The following is a 5,201-nucleotide window of genomic DNA, read 5'->3' as shown; positions in this document are numbered from 1 at the left end:
TACGAATCGCGCCTGCCTGAACGCATGACGGGGGCCGAGTTTCTGGCCGCGGCCGGCGAGCACGTCGATCCCTTTACGCAATGTCGGCCCGAGGTCAGCTACGCCATTCGCGCCTGCACACGGTACGCGGTCGAGGAAAATGAGCGGGTGCGGCTCTTCGCCGAACTGGCCCGCGGGGCCGATGTAGACGATCCGCGCACGGCCGCGACCCTGATGGGCGAATTGATGTACCAGTCGCACTACGCTTACACTGAGACGGGTCTGGGCAATCCGGCCACGGATCTGCTCGTGCAACTGGCGCGCGAGCAAGGGCCGCAGCGGGGCATCTTTGGCGCCAAGGTCACCGGCGGCGGCGCAGGCGGCACCGTGGCTGTGCTGGGGCTGGCCGATCGCGAGGACGCGTTCGATTGTCTGGTGCAACATTATGCCGACGCCCGCGGCCAGCAGCCGTACGTCTTTCGTGGCAGCTCAGTCGGCGCAGATCGTTTTGGCGTGATTGAAGTCACGGCCGGATAAACGCGGAACGAGGAGTGATGAGTGGTGAACGGAAAATCAAGCCTTCCTTTCGCTCAGCACTCATCACTTGGCGCTCAGCGCTTCGCCACTGCCCTCTGCCCGCTGATTCATCGTTTGTCCGGCAAGACGCCGCGGGTAGAATGTAGTTGCCGGGACAATGCTGGTGAGAATCCAGCCGCCCAATCCTTATGATTGATCGCGTCGTCTAATCAAGACATCCCGGTTTTTTTCGTTGCGCTGATCTTCGTGTGTCTCTCAGCGCATCAATTCGCACTCTGCATTCCTCGTTTAACTGCGTACGGACTACTGGCTACTGCCTACTGCTTACATGCCTGACGATGGACCAACGCCGCCGGCCGCACGCCCAACCCGCGGCTGGTGGTTTCTGCTGCTGCTGGCGGCGGCGAGCCTGATGTGGTCAGGCCAGCCGACGGCGGCCAAGATCCTCGAGACGCAGTGGCACGACCATCCGCTGTGGATCACGTTTCTGCCGTTTTACGTCGCCACGCTTTTGCTGCTACCGCTCTTGGTTCGTCTGCATGCGCGCGATTCTCGCGCCCGCTGGCCTGGCCTGCCCGATTGGGGACGCTTTGCCATTGCCGGCATCGCGGGACAGGTGCTCGCGCAGCTCGGCATGACCTGGGGCGTGCTCGAGTCGCTGGCCTCGAACGGCGCCGTCTTGAACCTGATGATCCCGATCTTTAGCGCGGTGCTCGCCTCGCTCATGCTGGGCGAGCGGCTGACCAGGCTGCGCATACTGTGCCTGGCGATCGGCCTCGTGGGCGTGGCGCTGATGAGCGTAAAGGACATCGAAGAGAGCAATTTTGTCGAGCGCAGCTTTTTGGGCGGCAATTTGTTGATTCTGGTCGGCTGCTTCGGCTCTTCGTTTTACAACGTTTACTGCAAGGGGCTGATGAGCCGGTTCCACGAAGTTGAGATTCTCATCTACAGCTACATCACCGCCACGGTGGCCACGCTCCCAGTGCTGTTGTGGCGCGAGCCTTTGGACTTCGGATTGCTCGCCGGTCTCGACGCGCGCGGTTGGGCCGCATTCGCCTTTCTGGCCCTGTTCATGTACACGGTGTCGATGCTGCTGTTCTTTTACGTGCTCGAGCACATCCCGGTGACCGTGGCCTCGGCGTCGCTGTACCTCGTGCCGGTTTTCGGCGTGCTCTTGGCCAGTGTGCTCTTGGGCGAGCGAATGAGCCCCTTGGCACTCGTGGGGGCGGGCATTGTGCTGGCTGCTACCATACTGATCATGCGGTACGACAGCGCCGTGTAAAACGCTCAGAGACGGCATCGGCGGAAGGCGGCAATGGACCGTCGTCAATTGCCATTCCCATCTTCGTGACGCCGGTCGCTGCCGATCTGGTGGTCCCGCCCGCTGTTCGCGAGGAGGGCGAGGCTCCGGATTTCGAATCGCTCATGAAGGCCATCCGCAGCGATGTCCAGCCCGACGCGTGGACAGAGGGCGGAGAATGCTCGATCACTCCTTTTCTGAGAAATCTCAGCCTGGTCATCAGCGCCACGCAAGGAGTCCACGCCGAAGTCGGCAAGTTGCTGGCGAAACTCCGCGAAGATCGAGGTCGCATCGATCCACGGTAGCGCTATCCGTCGCGTTTTCTCCACCGCGAACGTGCGACTACCACGAGCGTTCCGTTCGGCTGTGGAACGCTTGATGTACCGCTGAACCTTATTTCACCCGCCGGGCCGATACCTCGCGAGTGCCGAACTGGAAAGTGATCGACGCCACCTGCCCAGCATCGTCTAGCACGCAAGCACCGGAAAAATCGGGATCGTCGCTGAAGAATCGCGTCGCCGATTCGGTGTGCAGTTCCAACTCGGGCTGACGCGGCAGCTTCACGAACAACTGCTCTCCGCGCCGGGAAATCGTGGCGACGCTGGCCACGTTGAGCGCATAGTCACCCACCAGGCGATCCAGCGATTCGCTGCTGACACTTGCCGCCTCCCGCTCCGGTGGCACAAACCCGGGCCAACCGTAAACGAGGGCGATGCTGTTCATCAGTTCGTTGACTGCGCGATTGCCGCTGTCGGCGTTCGTCATGACGACAGCCCCTTGATCACGATCAAGAAAGGCGATGAAGTTACAGCGAAACCCCTCGTTGCCACCGCTGTGCTCGAAGCGCTTGGCGCCGTCACGTTCGACGATGAATGGACCCAGGCCGACCGGGCCGCCCCCTTGCGGTTTGAGCATCTCGTCGAGCATTGTTCGCTTGAGCACGCGATCATTCGTGCCGCGCTGCGCCTGCTGCACGGCGATCATGTATCGGCACATGTCCGAAGGAGTGGTCCACAGCCCGGCGGGCCCCATCTCGGGATAGACGTGCCAGCCCCCTTTGACCCGTTCCCCTTTTTCGTTGTGCGCGCGCGCGGCTTGCGCCGCGCGATCTGCCGGCAGCGGCTGCGCGAACGTGCTTTTGGACATGCCGAAGGGGGCAAGCACCAGGTCGTGCATGAGGTCTGGGAACGGCCGGTCCGTCACGTCGCACATAAGCAGTTGCGCCATCGTGGTTCCCCCGCCCGAGTAGCGGAATCCGTGGCCGGGCACTTTGTTGACCCGCACGGCCGCGGTGTTGGCGGGCGGTTGGCCGTCCAGGATCTGCGGCACGGTGGGCAGCGGCGCATCGACTTCGTAGCCAGGAAAGCCGTGGATCGTCAGCCCGGCCGTATGGCTGAGCAGGCCGCGCAGATCCACGGCGTGTTTTTCCGTGAATTCATTCTCAGGTAGCTGCCAGGATCGCAGTTTTCGATTGACGTTCTCGTCCAGTTCGAGCTTGCCCTGCTCCACCAGCTTGAGCGCTGCCAAGGCCGTGATGGGCTTGCTCATCGATGCGGCCTGAAAGAGCGTATCGACCGTGGCGGGCGTGCCCTCGACGGCGTCGGCCAGCCCGTAGGCTTTCGCCCATTCGATCCGGCCGCCGTTGATCACCGCCACGCTGACAGCCGGCACATGATCGCGCGTCATGCGATCGCAGATCTTGGTAGTCTGACTGCGTCCCTTGATCCGCACTGCGGGGATCAATCCTTGTTCGACGGCCGTGATGCGTTTTTGCACGTCCGGGGAATAGTCGTCGGCGGCACGAATCGCCGTGGCGCAGGCCGCGACCAGCACGATCGCCAAGGCCGCGGAAGCGGTTCGCAAGACGGCGTTACGCTGTGCGCGGAAAGACGCGGAGAGAATACAGAGGTGGCGCATGGCCGAGATCCTCCTCGGTGGTGAGCGGGGCCACCATGGCTGCGCCAAACCAACAGATGGCTTGTGCGTCGAACCAAGAGCGGTCTCTGGACGCCATGCTATTCGCACGGCAGCGAAAAGTCTTGCACCGCCGGGACGCAAAATAGACATCCAGCGTGCATTAGCGTCGAACGCTATTGCATGGATCGCGGCACCCCGACCGCCGGGCAAGCCAAATTAGCGCCGCGGGCAGAGCCCGTGAACTGTTGCGAGAGCGCGGTCGCCAGAGGACGGTTGCTCGTAATGGCCGCCGACCGCGGAGAAGCCGATTTCCGCGGTCATAACGGCACAGATACGAACTAGGCCTTCGATTGCTTGCGACGAGCCACGAGCGCCAGAGTGCCGACGCCGATTGCCGCCAACACCATCGTGGCTGGCTCCGGAATCGGCTGACCCGCCGGAGCATAGCTGTTGACTTGGGTCGTCAGGCCGTTGATGAGGGATGCAAACGTTGACTGAAAACTTGGCGCGTTCGTTTGCAGCACGATCACCGAGCTGGTGCTGCCGGCGGGCAATGAACCCGGACCACCCAACAGGTTGTTGAATGACGCCCCGATGACGTCATTCACTAGCCGGTCTAAAGTGTTCGGTGCGATCGTCCCGGGATTAGGAGTCTGGAAACTACCATTCACGGTGTAGCCGGTGTAGCGATTGATCGTAATGCGCTCGATATTCTCGGGGCTCGTGACATCGCTCACGATCTGGTAGAGAAAGTCCAAGCCGCCCAAGGCATTGCTCGGGTCGCCGGCCACCACCGTGGAAATCAACGTGCCTGAGTAATCCAACGTCGCGAAGGGCTGCGATTGGCTGGCGACGATCGTGCCACCGGTCGGCGACGGCGAACCAACGGCAAAGACCGTATTCGGAACCGTCAGGATCGTGGCTTGCGCGGCAGAAGTGCCAAGAGCAACGACACAGAATGCGCCAAAAAGAGCGCTGACCTTACAAAGGGAACGATGGAACGTGCCCCGGGCCGAACAATTCAAGTTGCTAGACATTAGCGCCCCCGTCCGTAGATGCCTTAATGAAATCTGCCCTGGAATCACACGAACAACCGCATTCTAGCGGGAAATACGAATATCCTGACTAAATAGATTTGATTTTTTCTCAAAAATTTAAACCAAATGGGTGGGGGGGCGGCGGCAGCCTCGGCCTCGCCGAACTTCAACCCCCCTCGCTCGTCCGATTGCAAGTTGTTTATTTGCAAGGGTCTTGGCCGCGCCGGGACTCTTCGCAAGGGGTACGCTTCGAGTCAGCGGATAGCTTGGCCGACGCTGCGGCAGTGGCCGCCTAGCAGCCTGTTGAAGAACTCAACGGGCTGCGACATCGCAGGGATGCGATGGCAAAATGTCGACGTAAGTCGTTATTTTGCGAGCCGTGCGAAGCTTTGCTTCGCACTTGGCGAGGTTGAAAAAAGCCACGAGGGCTT

At 61.3% G+C, this 5,201-nt stretch carries 5 protein-coding genes; 3 read left to right on the top strand and 2 right to left on the bottom strand.

The window, feature by feature from the left end; translation table 11 throughout:
- The 3 genes from VHD36_19990 to VHD36_19980 form a co-directional block, all read left to right on the top strand.
- A partial coding sequence (locus VHD36_19990; protein HVU89621.1) for a hypothetical protein occupies positions 1-516 on the top strand: 516 nt, incomplete at its 5' end.
- 328 nt (positions 517-844) lie between these two features.
- A complete protein-coding gene (locus VHD36_19985; GenBank protein HVU89620.1) occupies positions 845-1,798 on the top strand; it encodes a DMT family transporter in 954 nt (317 codons plus the stop codon).
- 143 nt (positions 1,799-1,941) lie between these two features.
- Positions 1,942-2,121: a hypothetical protein gene (locus tag VHD36_19980; protein HVU89619.1), complete on the top strand. Its 180-nt coding sequence runs from the start codon at positions 1,942-1,944 to the stop codon at positions 2,119-2,121.
- Between the two features lie 88 nt (positions 2,122-2,209).
- On the opposite strand, the gene VHD36_19975 is transcribed toward VHD36_19980, so the two are convergent.
- Both VHD36_19975 and VHD36_19970 read right to left on the bottom strand, forming a co-directional pair.
- A complete protein-coding gene (locus VHD36_19975) occupies positions 2,210-3,679 on the bottom strand; it encodes a serine hydrolase (GenBank protein HVU89618.1) in 1,470 nt (489 codons plus the stop codon).
- 392 nt (positions 3,680-4,071) lie between these two features.
- On the bottom strand, positions 4,072-4,770 hold the full coding sequence (locus VHD36_19970) for a PEP-CTERM sorting domain-containing protein (protein HVU89617.1): 699 nt from the start codon (positions 4,768-4,770) through the stop codon (positions 4,072-4,074).
- Positions 4,771-5,201 lie beyond the last annotated feature (431 nt).

The organism is Pirellulales bacterium (genome assembly GCA_035546535.1).
GTDB lineage: Bacteria > Planctomycetota > Planctomycetia > Pirellulales > JACPPG01 > JACPPG01.
The sequence above is the reverse complement of the archived record's forward strand: the minus strand, read 5'-3'. Positions and strand labels throughout refer to the sequence as shown.

Bases quoted from the DNA above. Each gene is read 5' to 3' on its own strand.
- VHD36_19985 (HVU89620.1), top strand. From the start codon at position 845: ATGCCTGACGATGGACCAACGCCGCCGGCCGCACGCCCAACCCGCGGC.
- VHD36_19980 (HVU89619.1), top strand. From the start codon at position 1,942: ATGAAGGCCATCCGCAGCGATGTCCAGCCCGACGCGTGGACAGAGGGC.
- VHD36_19970 (HVU89617.1), bottom strand. From the start codon at position 4,770: ATGTCTAGCAACTTGAATTGTTCGGCCCGGGGCACGTTCCATCGTTCC.